Annotated in this window: 16 protein-coding genes; 7 read left to right on the forward strand and 9 right to left on the reverse strand. The window is 39.8% G+C overall.

Annotation, left to right across the window (positions count from 1 at the left end):
- Positions 1-92 precede the first annotated feature (92 nt).
- The 5 genes from CKV70_RS14025 to abc-f all read right to left on the reverse strand — a co-directional run bounded on the left by CKV70_RS14025 (position 93) and on the right by abc-f (position 8,153).
- Positions 93-2,246 (reverse strand): DNA topoisomerase III, encoded by a 2,154-nt coding sequence (locus tag CKV70_RS14025; protein ID WP_014601215.1) that lies wholly within the window; start codon positions 2,244-2,246, stop codon positions 93-95.
- A 23-nt stretch (positions 2,247-2,269) separates the two neighbouring features.
- Positions 2,270-4,042: a DNA helicase RecQ gene (gene recQ / locus CKV70_RS14030; protein ID WP_014601216.1), complete on the reverse strand. Its 1,773-nt coding sequence runs from the start codon at positions 4,040-4,042 to the stop codon at positions 2,270-2,272.
- 160 nt (positions 4,043-4,202) lie between these two features.
- A complete protein-coding gene (gene guaB / locus CKV70_RS14035; protein ID WP_003722118.1) occupies positions 4,203-5,669 on the reverse strand; it encodes an IMP dehydrogenase in 1,467 nt (488 codons plus the stop codon).
- Between the two features lie 285 nt (positions 5,670-5,954).
- Entirely contained in the window at positions 5,955-6,485 is a 531-nt protein-coding gene (locus CKV70_RS14045) for an ADP-ribose-binding protein (protein WP_003722119.1), read from the reverse strand.
- Between the two features lie 57 nt (positions 6,486-6,542).
- A complete protein-coding gene (abc-f, locus tag CKV70_RS14050; RefSeq protein ID WP_014931037.1) occupies positions 6,543-8,153 on the reverse strand; it encodes a ribosomal protection-like ABC-F family protein in 1,611 nt (536 codons plus the stop codon).
- 180 nt (positions 8,154-8,333) lie between these two features.
- On the opposite strand from abc-f, the gene CKV70_RS14640 reads away from it, so the two are divergent.
- Genes CKV70_RS14640 through CKV70_RS14080 form a run of 6 tightly spaced genes read left to right on the forward strand, consistent with a single transcriptional unit; the run spans position 8,334 to position 13,055 of the window.
- Positions 8,334-8,642 carry a hypothetical protein gene (locus tag CKV70_RS14640; RefSeq protein WP_014601218.1) on the forward strand — a complete coding sequence of 103 codons (309 nt, stop codon included), beginning with the start codon at positions 8,334-8,336 and terminating at the stop codon, positions 8,640-8,642.
- 27 nt (positions 8,643-8,669) lie between these two features.
- Positions 8,670-10,124, forward strand: a complete 1,455-nt coding sequence (locus CKV70_RS14060; protein ID WP_003725314.1) for a glycoside hydrolase family 1 protein — start codon at positions 8,670-8,672, stop codon at positions 10,122-10,124.
- Positions 10,125-10,170: 46 nt separating this feature from the next.
- Positions 10,171-10,473: a PTS sugar transporter subunit IIB gene (locus tag CKV70_RS14065; RefSeq protein ID WP_003722122.1), complete on the forward strand. Its 303-nt coding sequence runs from the start codon at positions 10,171-10,173 to the stop codon at positions 10,471-10,473.
- A gap of 32 nt (positions 10,474-10,505) precedes the next feature.
- A complete protein-coding gene (locus CKV70_RS14070; protein WP_003722123.1) occupies positions 10,506-11,858 on the forward strand; it encodes a PTS sugar transporter subunit IIC in 1,353 nt (450 codons plus the stop codon).
- 11 nt (positions 11,859-11,869) lie between these two features.
- Entirely contained in the window at positions 11,870-12,754 is an 885-nt protein-coding gene (gene bglK / locus CKV70_RS14075; RefSeq protein ID WP_014601219.1) for a beta-glucoside kinase, read from the forward strand.
- Complete coding sequence (locus CKV70_RS14080; RefSeq protein WP_003722125.1) at positions 12,747-13,055, forward strand: PTS sugar transporter subunit IIA; 309 nt, start codon at positions 12,747-12,749, stop codon at positions 13,053-13,055. Before bglK ends, CKV70_RS14080 begins: the two co-directional genes overlap by 8 nt.
- A 39-nt stretch (positions 13,056-13,094) precedes the next feature.
- Here the strand turns inward: CKV70_RS14080 and CKV70_RS14085 are convergent, their stop codons facing one another.
- The 4 genes from CKV70_RS14085 to CKV70_RS14100 all read right to left on the reverse strand — a co-directional run bounded on the left by CKV70_RS14085 (position 13,095) and on the right by CKV70_RS14100 (position 16,706).
- The gene (locus CKV70_RS14085; protein WP_003722126.1) at positions 13,095-13,829 is read right to left on the reverse strand and encodes a MurR/RpiR family transcriptional regulator; all 735 of its coding nucleotides are present in this window, start codon (positions 13,827-13,829) and stop codon (positions 13,095-13,097) included.
- Positions 13,830-13,928: 99 nt separating this feature from the next.
- Positions 13,929-14,591, reverse strand: a complete 663-nt coding sequence (locus CKV70_RS14090) for a DUF1129 domain-containing protein (protein WP_003732123.1) — start codon at positions 14,589-14,591, stop codon at positions 13,929-13,931.
- Between the two features lie 70 nt (positions 14,592-14,661).
- Positions 14,662-15,792 (reverse strand): ABC transporter permease subunit, encoded by a 1,131-nt coding sequence (locus tag CKV70_RS14095; RefSeq protein WP_003732124.1) that lies wholly within the window; start codon positions 15,790-15,792, stop codon positions 14,662-14,664.
- A gap of 26 nt (positions 15,793-15,818) precedes the next feature.
- Positions 15,819-16,706 carry an ATP-binding cassette domain-containing protein gene (locus CKV70_RS14100; protein WP_003722129.1) on the reverse strand — a complete coding sequence of 296 codons (888 nt, stop codon included), beginning with the start codon at positions 16,704-16,706 and terminating at the stop codon, positions 15,819-15,821.
- A 169-nt stretch (positions 16,707-16,875) separates the two neighbouring features.
- Here CKV70_RS14100 and gshAB point away from each other — a divergent pair, with 169 nt between their 5' ends.
- Complete coding sequence (gshAB, locus tag CKV70_RS14105) at positions 16,876-19,206, forward strand: bifunctional glutamate--cysteine ligase GshA/glutathione synthetase GshB (protein ID WP_014601220.1); 2,331 nt, start codon at positions 16,876-16,878, stop codon at positions 19,204-19,206.
- Positions 19,207-19,235 lie beyond the last annotated feature (29 nt).

Genomic DNA, 19,235 nt, shown 5'->3' on the forward strand with positions numbered 1-19,235 from the left:
TCAGTATTGATTGCTCTTTTATTGTTTCGTATACGACAGACTATGTCAAACAAAGCGACCCACTCAATATGAGTGGGTCGCTTTGTCCATTCTTATTTATCTAGCTTTAATTTAGCAAGCGCTTCAGCCATTGGATTGTTAAATGGCTCATCTTCTTGTTTGTTTTGTTTTTTCATAAATTTAGCTACATCTGTTTTAGATACGTTTTTGTTTTTCTGTTTGTCACGCCGCTGTTGGAAGGTAGATAGTTTCTCCCGGTGTCCACAAACACATACAAAAATTTGTTTATCACCTTCGCCGCGCATTTCCATTCGTTTATGGCAATTAGGGCAACGAGCATTCGTCGTTCTTGAAACAGATTCACGATGACCACATTCACGGTCCTGACAAACTAGCATCGTACCACGTTTGCCTTTCACTTTTAGCATCGGCTTGCCGCAGTCTGGGCATTTTTGTGAAGTAATGTTATCGTGACGGAATTTTTTATCGTTTTGTTTAATTTCAGTTACTGCTTTTTTTGCATAGTCGCGCATTTCTGCAGTGAATTTACGATAATCTAGTTCGCCTTTTGCGATTTTAGATAATTTTTGTTCCCAACGCGCCGTTAGTTCTGGGGATTTCAAATCTTCGGGGACTAATTCTAGCAATTGGCGTCCTTTTGAAGTAATTTGAATGTCCTTGCCTTGTTTTTCTAAGGAGAAACTATTGAAAAGTTTTTCGATGATGTCCGCACGAGTTGCGACTGTTCCAAGTCCACCTGTCTCACCTAGTGTTTTGGCCAATGCCTTGCTTGTTGTTTCCATGTATTTAGACGGGTTTTCCATAGCCGAAAGTAAAGTCGCCTCATTGAATCTTGCTGGCGGTTTTGTTTTTCCTGTCTCTAAATTGATTCGTTTAACTGGGATAGTGTCGCCTTTTTTCATTTTAGTTAATTGATCTGGTTCGCGCGACTCTCCGTAAATACTTTTCCAACCCAGTGATTTGACAACTTTACCTTTTAAAGTAAATTCTTCTTGACCAATTTTGGCTTTAACAGAGGTTTCTTCATAAATATATGGGTCTGAAAGCACTGCTAAAAAGCGTTTGACAACAAGGTCATAAATTTTCCTTTCTTTATCGCTTAAATCTCCGAGGGAAACGGGTTGCTCGGTCGGAATAATTGCGTGATGGTCGCTCACTTTGCTGTTATCTACAAATGATTTGTTCGCTTTGATTGGTTTTACGCTGATTTGACGAGCAGCTTTTGCATTTTCGCCCACACCGCAGGCCACTAAACGTTCTTTTAGTGTTGGGACAATGTCTGTTGAAATAAAGCGCGAATCTGTTCGTGGATACGTTAGTACTTTGTGGCGCTCGTATAATGTTTGCATAATATTCAGCGTTTCTTTCGCCGAAAAATCATATCTATTATTCGCATCGCGTTGTAACTCTGTTAAATCATATAAACCTGGTGAGAAAGTTTTCTTTTCTTTCATAGAAACGTCTGTGATTACCGCATTTTCCCCTTGTAAAGACTTTACTAGTTTTTCTGCTAAAGCTTTATCAAAAGTTTGCCCATTGTTCCACGTGAAACTTTCTTGTTCGGTTAGCGCGGTAATTCCATAGTATTCACACGGTTTAAAATTACGAATTTCTTCCTCACGATGTTGAATCATTGCAAGCGTTGGCGTTTGCACTCGGCCACAGGAAAGTTGTGCGTTATATTTCGTTGTCAACGCACGCGTAGCATTGATTCCTACCACCCAGTCAGCTTCAGAACGAGCGACTGCAGAGTGATATAGATTTTCATAAGCTTTCCCTGGTTTTAAGTGTTCGAAGCCTTCACGTATCGCTTTATCCGTTACAGAGGAGATCCATAGTCTTTTTAGAGGCTTCTTGATTTTCGCATAATCAATAATCCAGCGAGCTACAAGTTCTCCTTCTCTACCTGCATCTGTTGCAATAACGATCGTGGTTATATCTGTACGGTTCATTAACTTCTTAACCGTTTCATATTGTTTTCTCGTTTGCTTGATTGGTTCTAGCTTCATTTTCTCTGGAAGCATTGGTAAATCTTCCATATTCCAGTTTTTATACTTCGAATCGTAGCGCTCAGGATCAGCTAGTGTTACAAGGTGTCCAAGCGCCCAAGTTACTACATATTTTCCACCTTCTAAATAGCCGTTCTTACCTTGTTTAGCCCCGAGTACCCGGCCGATATCCTTACCGACAGACGGTTTCTCTGCCAGTACTAATGTTTTTGTCATCTGTCAAAACCCTCTCTTCTATTTTATTTCGATGCCTCTTGTTGCAGTACAGCCAAGAATTCTGCACCGTATTTATCGCGTTTCATCGCACCAATGCCTTTAACTTCAAGCAGTGCATCTTCCGTTTGTGGCATATATGCACACATTTCACGTAACGTTTCATCTGAAAAAATGATATATGGCGGCACTTTGTGTTTTGCTGCCAGTTCCCGCCGCACTTCCCGCAATTTCTCGAAAAGGTCACTATTCACATCTATTTTAACTTTTTCAGCTCGTTTCGCTTGTTTTCTTTCCACTTTTAGCTCGCCTCGTAAAACCGAAACGGCTCTATCCGTCAGTTTTAATGAAGGGAATTGACTATCAGTTGGTTGTAAATATTTTTCTGCTGTAAGATAATCAATTAGTTGTAACACATCTTTTTGGGAAGCATCTTTCATCAATCCATAAGTACTGAGTTCATCAAAGCGCCAATCTTTCACTTTTTGGTCTGCGGAACCTGTCAAAACCTTGGCGATTAATACTTTTCCGAAACGCTCTCCCATTCTTTTTATACAGGAAAAAACTTGTTGTGCTAAAATCGTAATATCTGTGGCTTCTCTTGTATCTAAGCAATTACTACATTTTCCGCAGTTTGGCTCGTCGTCACCAAAATATTGGACGATATATTTCTGCAAACAAATTTCTGTATAACCATAACCCGTCATTTGGCGTAGCTTGGCGAATTCATTTTGTTTGCGCTCATCGTCCATTTCGGATTGTTCAATTAAAAACTGCTGAATGCGGCTATCTTGCGGAGAAAATAGCAAAATACAATCACTTGGAACGCCGTCTCGACCAGCACGACCAGCTTCTTGATAGTACGCTTCGATATTACGCGGAATATTATAATGAATAACAAAACGCACATTAGACTTATTAATCCCCATTCCAAAAGCATTCGTCGCCACAATCACTCGAATATCATCGTATAGAAACTTCTCTTGCCAGTCTTTCCGTGCTAAATCGGTCATTCCGCCATGATACATACCGGATTCAACACCTTTTTTTTGCAAAAAACTGTGCAGACGCTCTACTTCTTTCCGAGTCGAAGCATAAATAATTCCGGATTCCGTTACATTTTTTGTTAAATAATCTATTAAATATTTATCTTTATCTTGCCCTTTCACTACTTGGAAAGCTAAATTATCTCTGGAAAATCCAGTTTTAACGACTGAATCAGCCCTTATTTTTAATAATCGGCAAATATCGTCTGAAACTGCCTGCGTCGCTGTAGCAGTAAGCGCGATAACGAGCGGACGCCTGGTCATTTTATCCAAACTATCGCACAAGGTCAAATAGCTAGGCCGAAAGTCATGACCCCACTGCGAAATACAGTGCGCTTCATCTATGGCAAATAATGAAATAGGCACCTGCTCAATTAAACGCTGAAAACCTGGCATTTCAATGCGTTCTGGGGCAATATATAGCATCTTTAACTCACCTGAAAATGCAGCATCCAGTCGAATATCTATTTCTCTATTAGTCAGTGTACTATTAATAAAAGTAGCTGCAATCCCTTCGGAGACTAGCGCATCTACTTGATCCTTCATAAGTGAAATTAGCGGAGAAACAACAATGGTTAAACCGTCAAAAAGAAGTGCTGGAATCTGGTAACAAAGCGACTTCCCGCCACCAGTCGGCATGATTGCTAGCGTGTCTTCTCCTGCGCAAAGTTTCGAAATAACGTCTACTTGTCCATTTCGAAAATCTTGATAACCAAAATTTTGCTGTAAAATAGCTCTTGCTTGCTCTATCATTATCTTTTTTCACGCCTCCTCTATAGAAACAGTATAGCGGTTTTACGACCTTAATTGAAGTCTTTTGGGGAAATTCGTGTTTTCTCGCAGTTTTCTTATTTTTATAGTAGAAATTAAAAAGCAGAAACCTCTTTTAGAAGAGATTCCTGCTTTTTCGACTTTAAGAAATACTATAATTTGGCGCTTCTTTTGTAATTTGAATATCATGTGGGTGACTTTCACGAAGTCCAGCACCAGTCATACGAACGAACGCCGCTTCTTCGCGAAGGTGTCTTAAATCTGGTGAACCAGTGTAACCCATACCTGAACGAATACCGCCAACTAATTGGAAGATAATATCAGCAACGGAGCCTTTATAAGGAACACGGCCTTCAATACCTTCAGGAACAAGTTTTTTCGCATCAGCTTGGAAATAACGATCTTTTGAACCATGCTCCATCGCTGCCAAACTACCCATACCTCGATAAGTTTTAAATTGACGACCTTGGAAAATCTCAGTTTCACCAGGGCTTTCGTCCGTTCCAGCAAGCATACTTCCTAGCATAACTGCATTTCCTCCAGCAGCTAGAGCTTTCACGATATCACCGGAGTATTTAATGCCGCCGTCTGCGATAATTGTTTTACCAAATTCACGTGCAACAGTCGCACAATCATAAATAGCTGTGATTTGCGGAACCCCAACACCTGCAACTACACGTGTCGTACAGATGGATCCAGGACCAATCCCAACTTTTACGATATCAACACCAACTTCAAAAAGAGCACGTGCTCCTTCAGCTGTTGCAACGTTTCCGGCAACAATTACTACATCTTTGAAAGTTTGACGGATTTCAGATATTTTATTAATAACGCCTGCTGAATGTCCGTGCGCAGTATCAATTACAATCGCATCTACACCAGCTTCGATTAATTTTTCAACACGAACAAAAGTATCATTCGTAATTCCAACAGCTGCTGCGGCAAGTAGTCTACCATGCTTGTCTTTAGCAGAGTTCGGGAATTCAATTACTTTTTCAATATCTTTAATAGTGATAAGCCCTTTTAGAATGCCTGCTTCATCAACAAGTGGCAATTTTTCGATGCGGTGTTTTTGCAGAATCTGCTCAGCTTGTTTTAGCGTAGTTCCAACTGGCGCTGTCACTAGGTTTTCCTTTGTCATAACATCTTTAATTACTGTAGAATAATCGGAAATAAAACGTAAATCGCGGTTAGTTAAAATCCCAACTAGTTTGCGCTCTTTCTCGTTGTTCACGATTGGAACACCTGAGATACGATATTTACCCATCAAATGCTCTGCAGCAAAAACTTGGTGATCTGGAGTCAGATAAAATGGATCAATAATAACGCCACTTTCAGAGCGTTTCACCTTCTCGATTTCTTCCGCTTGTTGTTCAATACTCATATTCTTATGAACAACACCGATTCCGCCTTGGCGCGCAATTGCAATTGCCATTTTGGCTTCTGTAATTGTGTCCATTCCGGCACTCCAAATTGGTACATTTAATTTGAGTGATGGAGCCATTTCTACACTTAAATCTACATCATTTGGTAATACGTCCGATTTCGCTGGAACGAGTAAAACGTCATCAAATGTTAAGCCTTCTTTTGCAAATTTTGTTTCCCACATGGGTCGCAAACACTCCTTTTTATTGGTACTCGCTTTTTATATAGAAAAAACGCATCATCTTATCCTTATTTTCATAAAGAAAAAATGGTGGAAAATATCCACATCATGCGACTTGTCTTCTATAATCATGCTGAAATAGCCAATGTATATTTTTAGTTATTGAATATGATGTTACAAGAAGCTAGGAGCTATGTCAAGAAGGTTTTCCTTTGTTGTTTTATTCAGAAAATATAGTAAAAAATGTTTCACGTGAAACATTTTAAAAAGTCGCCTAAGATTGTTATCTTAAACGACTTCGCTATTTATTAATTTGTTATATAACTTCAAGTTTTCTTCATCGAAACAAACAAAGCGTATTTCTTTAATACTTGCATCATACTCTTCTTCTACCCATTTACGAACGGTATAAAGAGCTACCTCAGCTGCTAGTTTTTTAGGAAAGCCATACACACCAGTAGAAATATTAGGAAAAGCAATCGAAGTTAAGTCTTTTCCGGCCGCTAAGTCTAACGCTTTCCAATAACAAGATGCCAGTTTATTCGCTTCTTGATGCTCTCCATCTTTCCAAATCGGACCCACAGCATGGATAATGTAAGTTGCTTTTAAATCACCCGCAGACGTGATGACCGCCTCACCTGCTGGACATGAGCCGATGCGATTAATAACCTCTTGACATTCTTTTAATAAATCCGGCCCCGCCGCTTGATGGATAGCCCCGTCCACTCCGCCGCCACCTAACAGCCCGGAGTTAGCAGCATTTACAATGACGTCCACTTCTTGTTCCGTAATATCACCTTTTACAATTGTTATTTCCATACCATCACCTCTTTTCTTCATTCTAATTTATTTTGAAAGTGATTTCCAGCAAGTCGATTATCTTCGCTTACTAGTTGCATAACTGTAATTGCCTTCATAAACGGTTAATTGTTTATTCTCCAGCCAAATGACTTTAGAGCATAGCTGATCAATAAAATAGCGATCGTGCGATACAGTGATAATTGTGCCGCTAAATGCCCGAAGTGCTTCTTCTAAAATTTCACGCGAGGCGATATCTAAATGGTTAGTCGGCTCATCAAGTATCAGCGTATTCACTGGCATATTAATAAATTGCGCCAACCTAAGTCGCATACGTTCGCCGCCGCTAATATTCCCTACTTTTCGGAAAACCATCTCTCCATAAAACATGAAGCCTGCTAGCATTTGTCGTGCTTCTCCTTCTGTCACAGCAACCTTATCCCGAAATGCATCCAGTACAGTCAGCGCTTCATTCAGCTCTTCCATTTGCTGAGAAAGCGACGCAATTTTCACACTCGCGCCAACCTTAATCATGCCACCATCAGGAACAACTTTCCCTTCCATTATTTTAAGCAAAGTAGATTTGCCGGCGCCGTTTTCACCGATAATCGCTACTCGTTCTCCTTGCCTAATTTGCAAAGAAACATCTTGTACGATTGCTTTTTCGCTAAATGACTTGCTTAAGTTTTCCATAACCACAACTTCTTGTCCACTTCGACCAGCTTCATCGAATTGTAATTGCATTTGTTTTTGCGTTAACACTGGACGCTTTACTTTTTCCATCCGTTCTAATGCCCGTTCCATGTTTTTCGCCCTTCGGAACATGGCATCGTTTGGCGGATTGGCTTGCATTGCCCACTGGCGCAATCGTTTGATGGCTTGCTGCATCTTTTTGATTTTCTTTTGTTGGTCTTTGTAATCTTGGAATTCCCGCAATAGCCGTTCTTCTCGTTCTTTCAAATATCCAGAAAAATTCGTATGATAAACTATTAATTCGCGGTTCTCAAGCTCCACCATTTTCTCGACTACTTCATCTAAAAAGTAGCGATCATGAGATACAACTAATACGGTTCCCGAATAATGTTGTAAAAACGCGGTCAACCATTCTACCGCCATCAAATCCAAGTGGTTCGTAGGTTCATCTAAGAGTAATAAATCTGTTTTCTGTAATAATAAATGCGCTAATGCAGCCTTCGTCTTCTCACCACCACTCAAGTCTCCCCATCGTTGCGACAGTAGCAATCCAATACCAAGCCCATTCACCACTTTATTCAAATTGGCATCCATCTCATATCCACCAAGCTCGCCAAATAATGCCATTTTATCCCCGTAACGGTTCATTAGTTTTTCGCTTGCATTCGTTGCCATTTCTGCTTCTAATGAACGCAATTCTTTTTCCATATCCTCTAACTCGCCAAAACTAGTCCGCAAATAATGTTCTACTATTATATTAGGATCCACGCTCGACAATTGCTCTAAAAGCCCAATTCTCGCTCCCTTTTTACTCGTTACAATCCCGCTATCAACTCCCTCAGTCCCTTTTAAAATTTTCAAAATGGTACTTTTCCCTTCGCCATTACGACCAATTAAACCGACGCGCTCGCCTTCTTCTAATTGAAGAGATACTTTCTCTAAAATAATATCTCCGGTAAAACTTTTAACTACCTCATTCATTGCTACTATTGTCATTTTATCCTCCGTTTATCCAAGGAAGCATGGCAAAATGTTTCACGTGAAACATTTTTTCAGACAACAAAAAAGCGTCAGACAAGCGCCCGACGCCAATTATAAGTATAATACTAATTTAGCACTATACAAATCGATTGCGTGACTCCATGCTTCTCTCATTTTTTCTAGTTATACAGTTTTTTGGGCAGACTTCGCCAATGTAACTGCAATAACGGAAAAAATTGCACGGACAATATACAAAAATTTAGCTATACTAGTTCGCGCATTCAAAAGAAACATGTCATCTCACCTCTTTTCATTAATACATATAGAATAAAGGATGCTGCCCCAAATGTCAATTGTTCTCCCAATCACATGCACGAAACACAGCGTTTCAACTCAGAAACTTATACCATTGATATGAAACACGAACCCAAAGCACCAAAATCTATTTACCAATTAGTCGAAACCGTTTACATTAATAAGGCAAGCAAAACTAAAACAGACTAATCGCACATAATTTTTGGAGGTGCCATAATGGAACATAATAAGTTGAAACCTTTCCCAAAAGATTTTCTATGGGGATCAGCTTCTGCAGCGTACCAAGTAGAAGGTGCCTGGGATGAGGATGGCAAAGGACCATCTGTATGGGATGAATTTGTTCGCATTCCTGGAACAACATTCAAAGAAACAAACGGAGATGTAGCGGTGGACAATTACCATCGTTATAAAGAAGATGTCGCATTGATGGCTGAACAGGGCCTAAAAGCATATCGTTTCTCTGTCGCATGGAGTCGCGTTATCCCGCATGGTAACGGGGAAGTTAACGAAGCAGGACTTAAATTCTATGATAATTTGATTGATGAACTTCTTTCTTATGGAATTGAGCCAGTCGTTACACTTTACCACTGGGATATTCCGCAAGGGCTTCAAGACGAATATGGTGGATGGGAGTCGCGCAAAGTCGTAGAAGATTTCACTAACTACGCTGCCCTTCTATTCGAACGCTTTAACGGCCGAGTTAAATACTGGGTAACACTTAATGAACAAAACGTATTTATCTCACACGGTTACAAATTAGCGTATCACCCACCTGGCGTTTCTGACGACAAGCGTATGTTTGCGGCAAATCACAATGCGAACTTGGCGAATGCTTCTGCAATTGCTAAATTCCGCGAGCTAGGTACATCCGGAAAAATTGGCCCAAGTTTCGCTTACGGACCAAGTTACTCCATCGATGCCAACCCAGCGAACGTGTTAGCTTCTGAAAACTCCGAAGAATTCAACGCCCATTTCTGGATGGATGTTTACACATGGGGTGAATATCCTACTGCTACTTGGAACTGGCTGGAAGAGCACGGTCTTGCACCGGAAATCTTACCAGGCGATACGGAACTTCTGAAAAAAGGAAAACCTGATTTCATGGGAGTTAACTATTACCGCTCAATGACTCATGCATTTAATGGGAAAGACGGCGTTGGTTCTGGGAAAATGAACACAACTGGCGAAAAAGGCACTTCCGAGGAAACTGGTGTACCGGGGTTATACAAAAACACCAATAATCCTTACTTAGAGAAAACGAATTGGGACTGGGATATTGATCCAACTGGCTTGCGCATTGGCTTACGTAGAATTACTAACCGCTATAAATTACCAATCATGATTACAGAAAACGGTCTTGGTGAGTATGATAGCTTGACGGAAGACCATAAAATCCATGATGAGTACCGGATTGAATACATTCGCGCGCATGCTCTAGCAATCCAAGAAGCAATCACGGACGGTGTAGAGATGCTTGGTTACTGCACTTGGAGCTTCACAGATTTACTAAGCTGGTTAAACGGCTACCAAAAACGTTACGGTTTCGTATATGTTGACCGCGATGAAAATGATGAAAAAGAATTAAAACGCTATAAAAAAGACAGTTTTTACTGGTATAAAAAGACAATCGAAGCAAACGGAGCTAATTTAGTAGAAGAACAGGGCAAATAAGCCTTGTTCTCTCTCTGCTTCAACCATTTTGGGAGGGAAAATCTTAATGAAAAAAATATTACTTGTATGTGCGGCCGGAATGTCGACAAGCTTACTAGTTACTAAAATGAAAGCGCACGCAACCTCTATCGGGGAAGAAATTGAAATTGAAGCATTGCCAGTATCTGAAGCTAGTAACGTAGTAGATAAAATGGATATCGTTATGCTTGGACCTCAAGTCCGTTACCAAAAACCGCAAGTGGATGAACTTGTACAAGGTCGCATCCCTGTTGTTGTAATTGATATGAAAGATTATGGTATGTTAAACGGGAAAGCCGTTCTTGAAAAAGCTTTCGCGGAAATTGGTTAAGGGAGTTTCATTTAAAATAGGGAGGTTTTAAAATGAGTATGATGTCAAAATTTGAACACGGCATGGAACGTGTTTTAGTACCAGTTGCGAATAAATTGAACTCGCAGCGCCATATTGCAGCAATTCGTGATGCATTTATTTTAGTTTTCCCATTAATTATGGCTGGTTCAATTATCACTTTGATTAACTTCGCAGTATTATCACCGGATGGCTTTATTGCAAAAATCTTATTCCTAGGGAAAATTTTCCCTAATTTAGCAGATGCACAGGCTGTATTTTCGCCGGTAATGCAAGGTTCAACCAATATTATGGCGATTCTGATTGTATTCTTAGTCGCACGGAATCTCGCCATCTTCTTTAAACAGGATGATTTGCTCTGTGGACTTACCTCGATAGGTGCATTCTTTATCGTTTATACACCTTACACAGTGGTTGACAATGCATCTTACATGACAATCAAATTCTTAGGCGCACAAGGCCTTTTCGTTGCGATTATCGTAGCGATTATTACTGGGGAAGTATTTAGCCGTCTAGCTAGATCCCCTCGTTTAATGATTAAAATGCCTGACCAAGTACCACCAGCAGTTGCTCGTTCTTTTAAAGTATTAATTCCAGTTATCATCATCACTATTCTTTTCTCTGTAATTAACTACTTAATCACTTTAGTCGCTCCAGAAGGTTTAAACGACCTTGTTTACACAGTTATTCAAGCGCCACTTAAAGACATGGGAACTAACGTATTCTCTGTTATCATCATTGGACTTGTTTCTAACTTACTTTGGGTTCTTGGTATTCACGGACCTAACACAGTTGCGGCTATTCGTGACACCATCTTCACTGAACCAAACTTAGATAACTTATCTTACGTAGCACAACATGGTTCTGCTTGGGGCGCACCTTACCCAGCAACATGGGCTGGCCTAAATGACGGATTCGCAAACTACGGCGGATCTGGTATGACTCTAGGTTTACTGATTGCTATCTTTATCGCATCCCGTCGTGCAGACTACCGCGATATCGCGAAACTTTCTCTTGCACCAGGGATTTTCAACATCAATGAACCAGTTATTTTCGGTTTACCAATCGTATTAAACCCAATTATGGTGATTCCTTTTATCATTACACCAGCAATCAATACATTAATTGGTTACTTCTTCATCTCAACAAAACTTATTCCACCTGTCGCCTATCAAGTGCCTTGGACAACTCCGGGACCACTGATTCCATTCCTTGGTACAGGAGGAAACTGGCTCGCGCTTCTGGTCGGCTTGCTCTGTCTAGCCGTCGCAACAGTTATTTATCTACCATTCGTACTTGTATCTAACAAAATTGCCGCGAGTGATGCTGCAATGGACAAAAATGCAACAGCCTCAACGGAACAATAGGATGTGACAAAATGAAAATTGCAGCTTTTGATATCGGTGGAACGGCCCTTAAAATGGGGGTCGTTTTGCCGCATGGTGAAATTATTTTAACAAAATCAGCCGAAATCAGCGGTAGCGACGGCGACCAAATTTTAGCAGAAATGAAATTGTTTCTTGTTGAAAATACTGACGTGACCGGCATTGCAGTCAGCGCACCGGGCTACGTGAATCCGAAAACCGGGCTTATCACAATGGGCGGCGCTATTCGTAGATTTGATAACTTTAATTTGAAAGAATGGCTCGAAGCGGAAACCGGACTTCCTGTTGCCATCGAAAATGACGCCAATTGTGCCCTACTCGCTGAAAAATGGCTTGGTAAAGGGCAAGATTTGGATGATTTTCTTTGTTTAACGATCGGAACTGGGATTGGTGGCGGTATTTTTTCCAATGGTGAATTAGTTCGCGGCGGTCGTTTCCGGGCTGGCGAGTTTGGTTATATGTTTAGCGAACGTCCTGGTGCTTTCCGTCCTGGCAAATATACGCTAAATGAGACCACAACCATGCTCGTTCTTCGTAGACAATACGCGGAACTTACTGGGCGCCCTTTGGAAGAGATTACTGGTGAAGAAATTTTTGCTAATTATGATGCGCATGATGCCGTTTCGGAACGACTTATTACTGAGTTTTATACCGGGATTTGTACGGGGCTTTATAATTTAATTTACCTGTTCGATCCAACGCACATTTTTATCGGTGGTGGAATTACAAGCCGCCCTACTTTTATCGCGGAGCTAAAGCATCATATGGAGAGCTTTGGACTGCGTGACACAATTATTGAAACAGCAACACATAAAAACCAAGCTGGCCTACTCGGCGCAGTGTATCACTTTTTACAGGAGGAAAATAGACATGAATGAAATGGAAACAGTTATTTTTGGCATGATTAGCCAAGTTGGTTCTGCGAGAAGCAGTTACTTAGAAGGACTTCGTGCGGCTCGTGAAGGCAATTTCGAGGAAGCAGAAGCAAAACTAAAAGAAGGCGGCGAAACACTCGCAAACGGGCACCACGAGCATCATAAGCTAATCCAAAAAGAAGCTTCCGGTGAAAAAGTGGAAATTCAATTACTTTTAATCCATGCGGAAGACTTACTCATCACAACCGAAACATTAAGAGAAGTTGTCACTGAGTTCGTGCATGTATATAAGAAAATCAACTAATAAAAAAGCGTGTAGGCCTCAAAACCTACACGCTTTTTATTATTCTTCTTGTTCTTGATTATAATTTTTCTTCGCCATCGCTTCCAGTAAAAACAGCACCGGAATTTGTGTCGTAATATTCGTCTTATCAACCATTTCTTGCGTTACATAATACGGAATATTAACATCAGATAAGCCCGCAAGCGTGTTGTGGCTCGTATTGGTTATACTAATAATCCGACTGCCATATTGTTGCATATTTTGCGCCTGTTCAAGCACCTGGTCCGTCTCGCCTGACACAGAAAGTATAATCATCACTGCTTTATTTTTAAATTGCTCTCCCGGGTTGGGATAAAATGGATCTTTAATATAAAACGTCCGCTTTTTCATATTGGAGAAAAAACGACTGCCGTACTCTGCTAAAATCCCTGAAGTCCCGATTCCGAAAAACACGACTAAATCAGCTTCATTGATAATTTCCGCCGCCGCATCTAACACATGATCATAATCACGATTCATTGTCCGTTCAAAGAATTCCTCTAAAACTTCTACTGTATCCGCCGTTTTTTTCTTCACTTCACGTGTCGCTTCTTGTTTTAGCTTCACTTTAAATTCAGAAAAACCTTCACAGCCTAATTTTCTTGTAAATCGAACAATCGAAGCCGGCGAAACGTGCGTCACTTCCGAAAGCTCGCGCACTCTCATAAACATAACTTTGTCCCGATTGTCCATTATGTACCGGTATAAATGATGCTCTGTCTCTGTAAATTGCCTAATCACTTCATACGAAAACATAAGTTTATTCACCTCATCTGTATCAGTATTTCCCGGGAAATAAAAACAGGCGACCGCTTCGCATTATGCAATCTAGGTCACCTGTCCGTGTCCATCTTCTTATAAGGATGGAATATTTTTCTTTTTCTTCACATAGAAACGTAGGGCAATAATAATTGCACCACCAACTGTGTTAACAATCGGACTTAACGCTACATTAATATTTGGAGGAATTGTCACTTGTACAATCGTCATTACAAACATCCATACCGCAATGACTCCGACCGCTACTAGTAAGTATTTTATTGTTCCACCTTTTTGACCAGCGCGCATGTTAGAAGCGTATTTACGCAAGATAAGCATTGCGAAGCCACCAACAACTGCAGTGATTAATAACACGATAATTCCTAAAGTCTGTGCATTTTTTTGGAAATAAGCACTAATTCCTGAAATCAGCATCATCGCTCCAAGTACAAGGAGTCCACCGTCAAGTACTAGCCACCATTTATCCGTGTTTTGCTCCACTGTAGCAGCTTTCACATCTAAAGAAACAACATATTCTGTTGGTGTTAAATTAAATAATTTTCTCGCTGTGATGCCTTTTTTCTGTTCGGCTAAAATCTTTTCACTCATTTCATAAACAATAATTTCTTGTTGTTCTTCGCCGTAATGAGTTTCTCGCAAATGCTTTTCGACTTCCATAACATATTGCAAGTTCCGCTTCGTTAAATTAGCTTTCAATTCAGCTAATTGCGGTTTAATCGTTTCTGTTTCTGTCGTCAATGCTAAATCCTCCCTCGCTCATTCTATCCTCTATTATACCGGACTTGCCTACTATAAAAAAGCTATTTTTTTAATTCGTTTTAGACAATTGGAAAAGCCCACGCATTTTGTTTAAAATGTAGAGTGCCAAAATGAAACTACCAATCGTCGCTCCTATTCCCCAAGCTAAATAGCCAACGAAACCAAGCTCTGTATCTGTCACTGCCAAATTAGCCGCAGTCATCCCAACAAATAACGAAAATAACACTAAAAACGGCCATTTAACCCAAGAAAATGCAAATAAATAACCACTTCGTTCAATGTGCTGCTTCTTATATAAGATTAAAATAGCAACGACCATGAGTACACTTAATATTACGCTAAAAATCACAGCCCCAAACGATGCGGACTCAAACGAAAACGGAGAAAACACATTCACATAATCCTCAAATCGTAGCAGTTTAGACATCCCTTTATCTCCACCATGCGGCCAAATAAAGTTATACATATTATCTAAAGTAGGATTTAACACGTTCGGCAGTAACATCACCCCAAATGCCACAAAAGCCGCGGCAATTGGCGAACCTATCAATAAACCAATTAAAATAGCTACTAAAAATATAAGGATATAAGTAAATAATCCACCAACTATATCCACCCAAAATTTTGGTGCATCTAGTTGAATATATTCTTTCGGAACATGCGACATGAAGTATGTCAACCCAATTCCCATTGAGATAAGATAACTCAGTCCAATGGTCGCTATTCCCATAATCATTTTAACCCCAACTATGTGCGTCCGTTTATATGGTAATGATGCAGTAAAACGATTTGCTCTTGTGTAGCGCTCGAAAATAACGGCCAAAACCCCTAAAATAAAAACACTCACTTTAATCAACGTAAAAAACATTTCTACTTGAAAATAAAACATAAATGGCATGTAATCTACAAACTCGTCTTGAACAAAATTTGTATACATTGGAACCGTTAAATACGCCACTGTCAAACTAGCTTTCATTTCCTCATCAGAAGTTTTAAATTCAGGATTTTCTTTCTGTTGCTTTAAAAACTCACTTGATTCGTAGTACTCTTTTTGACTATTCCATCTATCTGCGTCTGACATTAGTCCCAAGGTAATTCCTAAGAAAAATAGTATCACAACACCCAAAAGCATCCATCTCATATTACGCCATTCCCGGTACCATAACCCTCGATTAAACATTATTAGCCTTGTCCCTCCCGTCTGTTTTAAATCTCGTAATAATCTATTTTATCATTTGCTAAATGCACCGTGAAAATGTCTTCTATCGAAATAGACATCTCTTCCAGCAAAACCGGCTCTTCTAAACGTAATTCAGCAAGAAAACTGCTGGCATTTTCAGTCACCAGAAGCGTGTAAATCCGCCCATTACGATACAATAATTGCGCGTTATTTTTCACAAAACCAGGTATTTTTTTCGTTTTAAATGCAACTTGTATTTTCACTGCATCGGTCCGCATATCTTCTAAATAATAATCTAGTTCCACGCTCGCACCCTTTAGAACAATCACTCGATCCGCAATTGCCTCGAGTTCTTCCAAACGATGAGATGCAATCACTACACTTGTTCCTCGTTTTTTCACCGTGTCCTTTATCGTTGCTAAAATCTGCTTTTTAATAATGATATCTAGCCCGTCCAACGGTTCATCTAGCAGCAAGAATCGAACATTGAGTGAAAAAGCTAAAATAATAAAAAATAAGGCTTTTCGTCCTTTTGAAAAAGACATTAGCTTAGCCTTCATCGGCAGTTCAAATTGCTGCATTAATTCATTAAAAAAAGCCTCATCAAAAGTCGTATAAATTTGCCGATATATCTTAACAACTGTCTGTACACTGTATGTATTAAAATGGTTCATATTATCTTCCAAGAAAAACAGCTGTTGCTTCACTTCCGGGTGTTTAAAAATACTCTCTTCATCTAAGAAAACATCGCCCTCATCAGGCAAATAAATTCCCGTCATCGTTGAAAATAGAGTTGTCTTCCCAACGCCATTTCGACCAATTAACGCGGTAATCTCCCCCGCTTTTAAATCAAATGAAACATCCTTCAAAACCAAGTTATCGTCCATCTTTTTAGTTAAGTTCCGAATTTTCATTATTCCACCTCTTTCACTCATTATATAAGCTCTGGAATATTTTTTCTACATTTTTAAAAATTTTCTACCAATTCGCTATAAAAAGTTACAAACCAATCATTATACTAATTTCACATATTGCGGTAAAATATCCCTATATGAACTTATTTAAAACCCCTGAGGTGAAAACATGATAAAACTTGATATGACCATGCTTGATTCTTTTAAAGAAGACCCTAATCTCCGGAAGCTTTTATTTTCTGGACATTTTGGTTTAGAAAAAGAAAATATTCGCGTAACTTTTGATGGAAAATTGGCCCTTACGCCACATCCAGCTATTTTTGGTCCAAAAGAGGATAACCCATATATTAAAACCGATTTTTCGGAAAGTCAGATTGAAATGATTACCCCAGTGACGGACTCGATTGACTCTGTATATGAATGGCTTGAAAATCTTCATAATATCGTTTCGTTACGCTCCGAAAACGAACTACTTTGGCCATCTAGCAATCCGCCCATTTTACCAGCGGAAGAAGATATTCCAATTGCTGAATATAAAACACCCGATAGTCCGGACAGAAAATACCGCGAACATTTAGCAAAAGGCTACGGTAAAAAAATCCAATTATTATCTGGCATTCATTATAATTTCTCATTCCCGGAAGCTTTAATTGACGGATTATATGCCAATATTAGCCTCCCAGAAGAATCGAAGCAAGATTTTAAAAATCGTCTATATTTAAAAGTTGCAAAATACTTTATGAAAAATCGCTGGTTGCTTATTTATTTAACTGGCGCAAGTCCGGTTTACCTTGCTGATTTCTCGAAAACGAAGCACGAAGAATCCCTTCCAGACGGTAGTAGCGCGCTTCGTGATGGAATTTCTCTTCGAAATAGTAATGCTGGGTATAAAAACAAAGAAGCTCTTTTCGTTGATTACAATTCATTCGACGCTTATATTTCTAGCATCTCTAACTATATCGAAGCAGGCAAAATCGAGAGTATGCGCGAATTTTATAACCCAATTCGTTTGAAAAATGCGCATACCGACCAAACAGTCGAAAGTTTAGCGGAGCACGGCGTGGAATATTTAGAGATTCGCTCTATTGACCTAAATCCACTTGAACCAAATGGCATTTCTAAAGACGAGCTTGATTTTATTCACCTATTTTTAATCAAAGGTTTGCTTTCAGAAGATCGTGAGTTGTGCGCAAATAATCAACAATTGGCCGATGAAAATGAAAATAATATTGCCCTAAATGGCCTCGCGCAGCCCTCAATAAAAAATTGCGATAATGAAGACATACCACTCGCAGATGCTGGGCTTTTAGAACTCGACAAGATGAGCGACTTCATCAAAAGTCTGCGACCAGAAGACACCAAACTCCGAGCAATCATCGAAAAACAAAAAGAACGTCTGCTACACCCTGAAAAAACGATTGCTGCACAAGTGAAACAACAAGTAACAAAAGAAGGCTACGTGGACTTCCATTTAAACCAAGCCAAAACTTATATGGAAGAAACCGAAGCTCTAGCCTACAAATTGATTGGCGCAGAAGATATGGAGCTTTCCACCCAAATCATATGGAAAGACGCCATTGCGCGTGGCATCAAAGTCGACGTATTAGACCGAGCTGAAAACTTCCTTCGCTTCCAAAAAGGCGACCACATTGAATATGTAAAACAAGCGAGCAAAACGTCCAAAGATAATTACGTTTCCGTTTTAATGATGGAAAACAAAGTCGTTACAAAGCTTGTACTTGCAGAACACGATATCCGAGTGCCCTTTGGCGATAGTTTTAGTGACCAAGCTCTTGCTCTTGAAGCATTCTCCCTATTTGAGGATAAACAAATCGTCGTTAAACCAAAATCCACCAACTATGGTTGGGGAATTAGTATTTTCAAAAACAAATTTACGCTAGAAGATTACCAAGAAGCTTTAAATATCGCATTCAGTTATGATAGCTCTGTCATTATTGAGGAGTTCATTCCTGGCGACGAGTTCCGCTTCTTAGTTATTAACGACAAAGTTGAAGCTGTACTAAAACGTGTCCCCGCTAACGTAACCGGCGACGGAATTCATACAGTGCGCGAGCTGGTCGAAGAAAAAAACACAGATCCTTTGCGCGGAACAGATCATTTGAAACCACTTGAAAAAATCCGTACTGGTCCAGAAGAAACTCTAATGCTTTCCATGCAAAACCTTTCTTGGGATAGCATTCCTAAAGCAGAAGAAATCATCTACCTTCGCGAAAACTCCAACGTCAGCACAGGTGGCGATAGCATTGACTATACTGAAGAGATGGACGATTACTTCAAAGAGATAGCTATTCGCGCTACACAAGTACTTGACGCCAAAATTTGCGGCGTAGACATAATTGTTCCACGTGAAACAATTGATCGCGATAAACATGCTATCATTGAGCTAAACTTCAACCCAGCGATGCACATGCACTGCTTCCCTTATCAAGGAGAGCAGAAAAAAATTGGTGATAAGATTTTAGATTTCTTATTTGACTAAAAAAACCCAGCTACAGTTTAGTAGCTGGG

The sequence above is a fragment of the Listeria monocytogenes genome (assembly GCF_900187225.1).
In the GTDB taxonomy this organism is placed as follows: Bacteria; Bacillota; Bacilli; order Lactobacillales; family Listeriaceae; genus Listeria; species Listeria monocytogenes.

Coding starts and splice junctions, on each gene's coding strand:
- gshAB (WP_014601220.1), top strand. CDS start 16,876: ATGATAAAACTTGATATGACCATGCTTGATTCTTTTAAAGAAGACCCT.
- recQ (WP_014601216.1), bottom strand. CDS start 4,042: ATGATAGAGCAAGCAAGAGCTATTTTACAGCAAAATTTTGGTTATCAA.
- bglK (WP_014601219.1), top strand. CDS start 11,870: ATGAAAATTGCAGCTTTTGATATCGGTGGAACGGCCCTTAAAATGGGG.
- CKV70_RS14065 (WP_003722122.1), top strand. CDS start 10,171: ATGAAAAAAATATTACTTGTATGTGCGGCCGGAATGTCGACAAGCTTA.
- CKV70_RS14100 (WP_003722129.1), bottom strand. CDS start 16,706: ATGAAAATTCGGAACTTAACTAAAAAGATGGACGATAACTTGGTTTTG.
- CKV70_RS14080 (WP_003722125.1), top strand. CDS start 12,747: ATGAATGAAATGGAAACAGTTATTTTTGGCATGATTAGCCAAGTTGGT.
- CKV70_RS14025 (WP_014601215.1), bottom strand. CDS start 2,246: ATGACAAAAACATTAGTACTGGCAGAGAAACCGTCTGTCGGTAAGGAT.
- guaB (WP_003722118.1), bottom strand. CDS start 5,669: ATGTGGGAAACAAAATTTGCAAAAGAAGGCTTAACATTTGATGACGTT.
- CKV70_RS14045 (WP_003722119.1), bottom strand. CDS start 6,485: ATGGAAATAACAATTGTAAAAGGTGATATTACGGAACAAGAAGTGGAC.
- abc-f (WP_014931037.1), bottom strand. CDS start 8,153: ATGACAATAGTAGCAATGAATGAGGTAGTTAAAAGTTTTACCGGAGAT.
- CKV70_RS14085 (WP_003722126.1), bottom strand. CDS start 13,829: ATGTTTTCGTATGAAGTGATTAGGCAATTTACAGAGACAGAGCATCAT.
- CKV70_RS14060 (WP_003725314.1), top strand. CDS start 8,670: ATGGAACATAATAAGTTGAAACCTTTCCCAAAAGATTTTCTATGGGGA.
- CKV70_RS14095 (WP_003732124.1), bottom strand. CDS start 15,792: ATGTTTAATCGAGGGTTATGGTACCGGGAATGGCGTAATATGAGATGG.
- CKV70_RS14070 (WP_003722123.1), top strand. CDS start 10,506: ATGAGTATGATGTCAAAATTTGAACACGGCATGGAACGTGTTTTAGTA.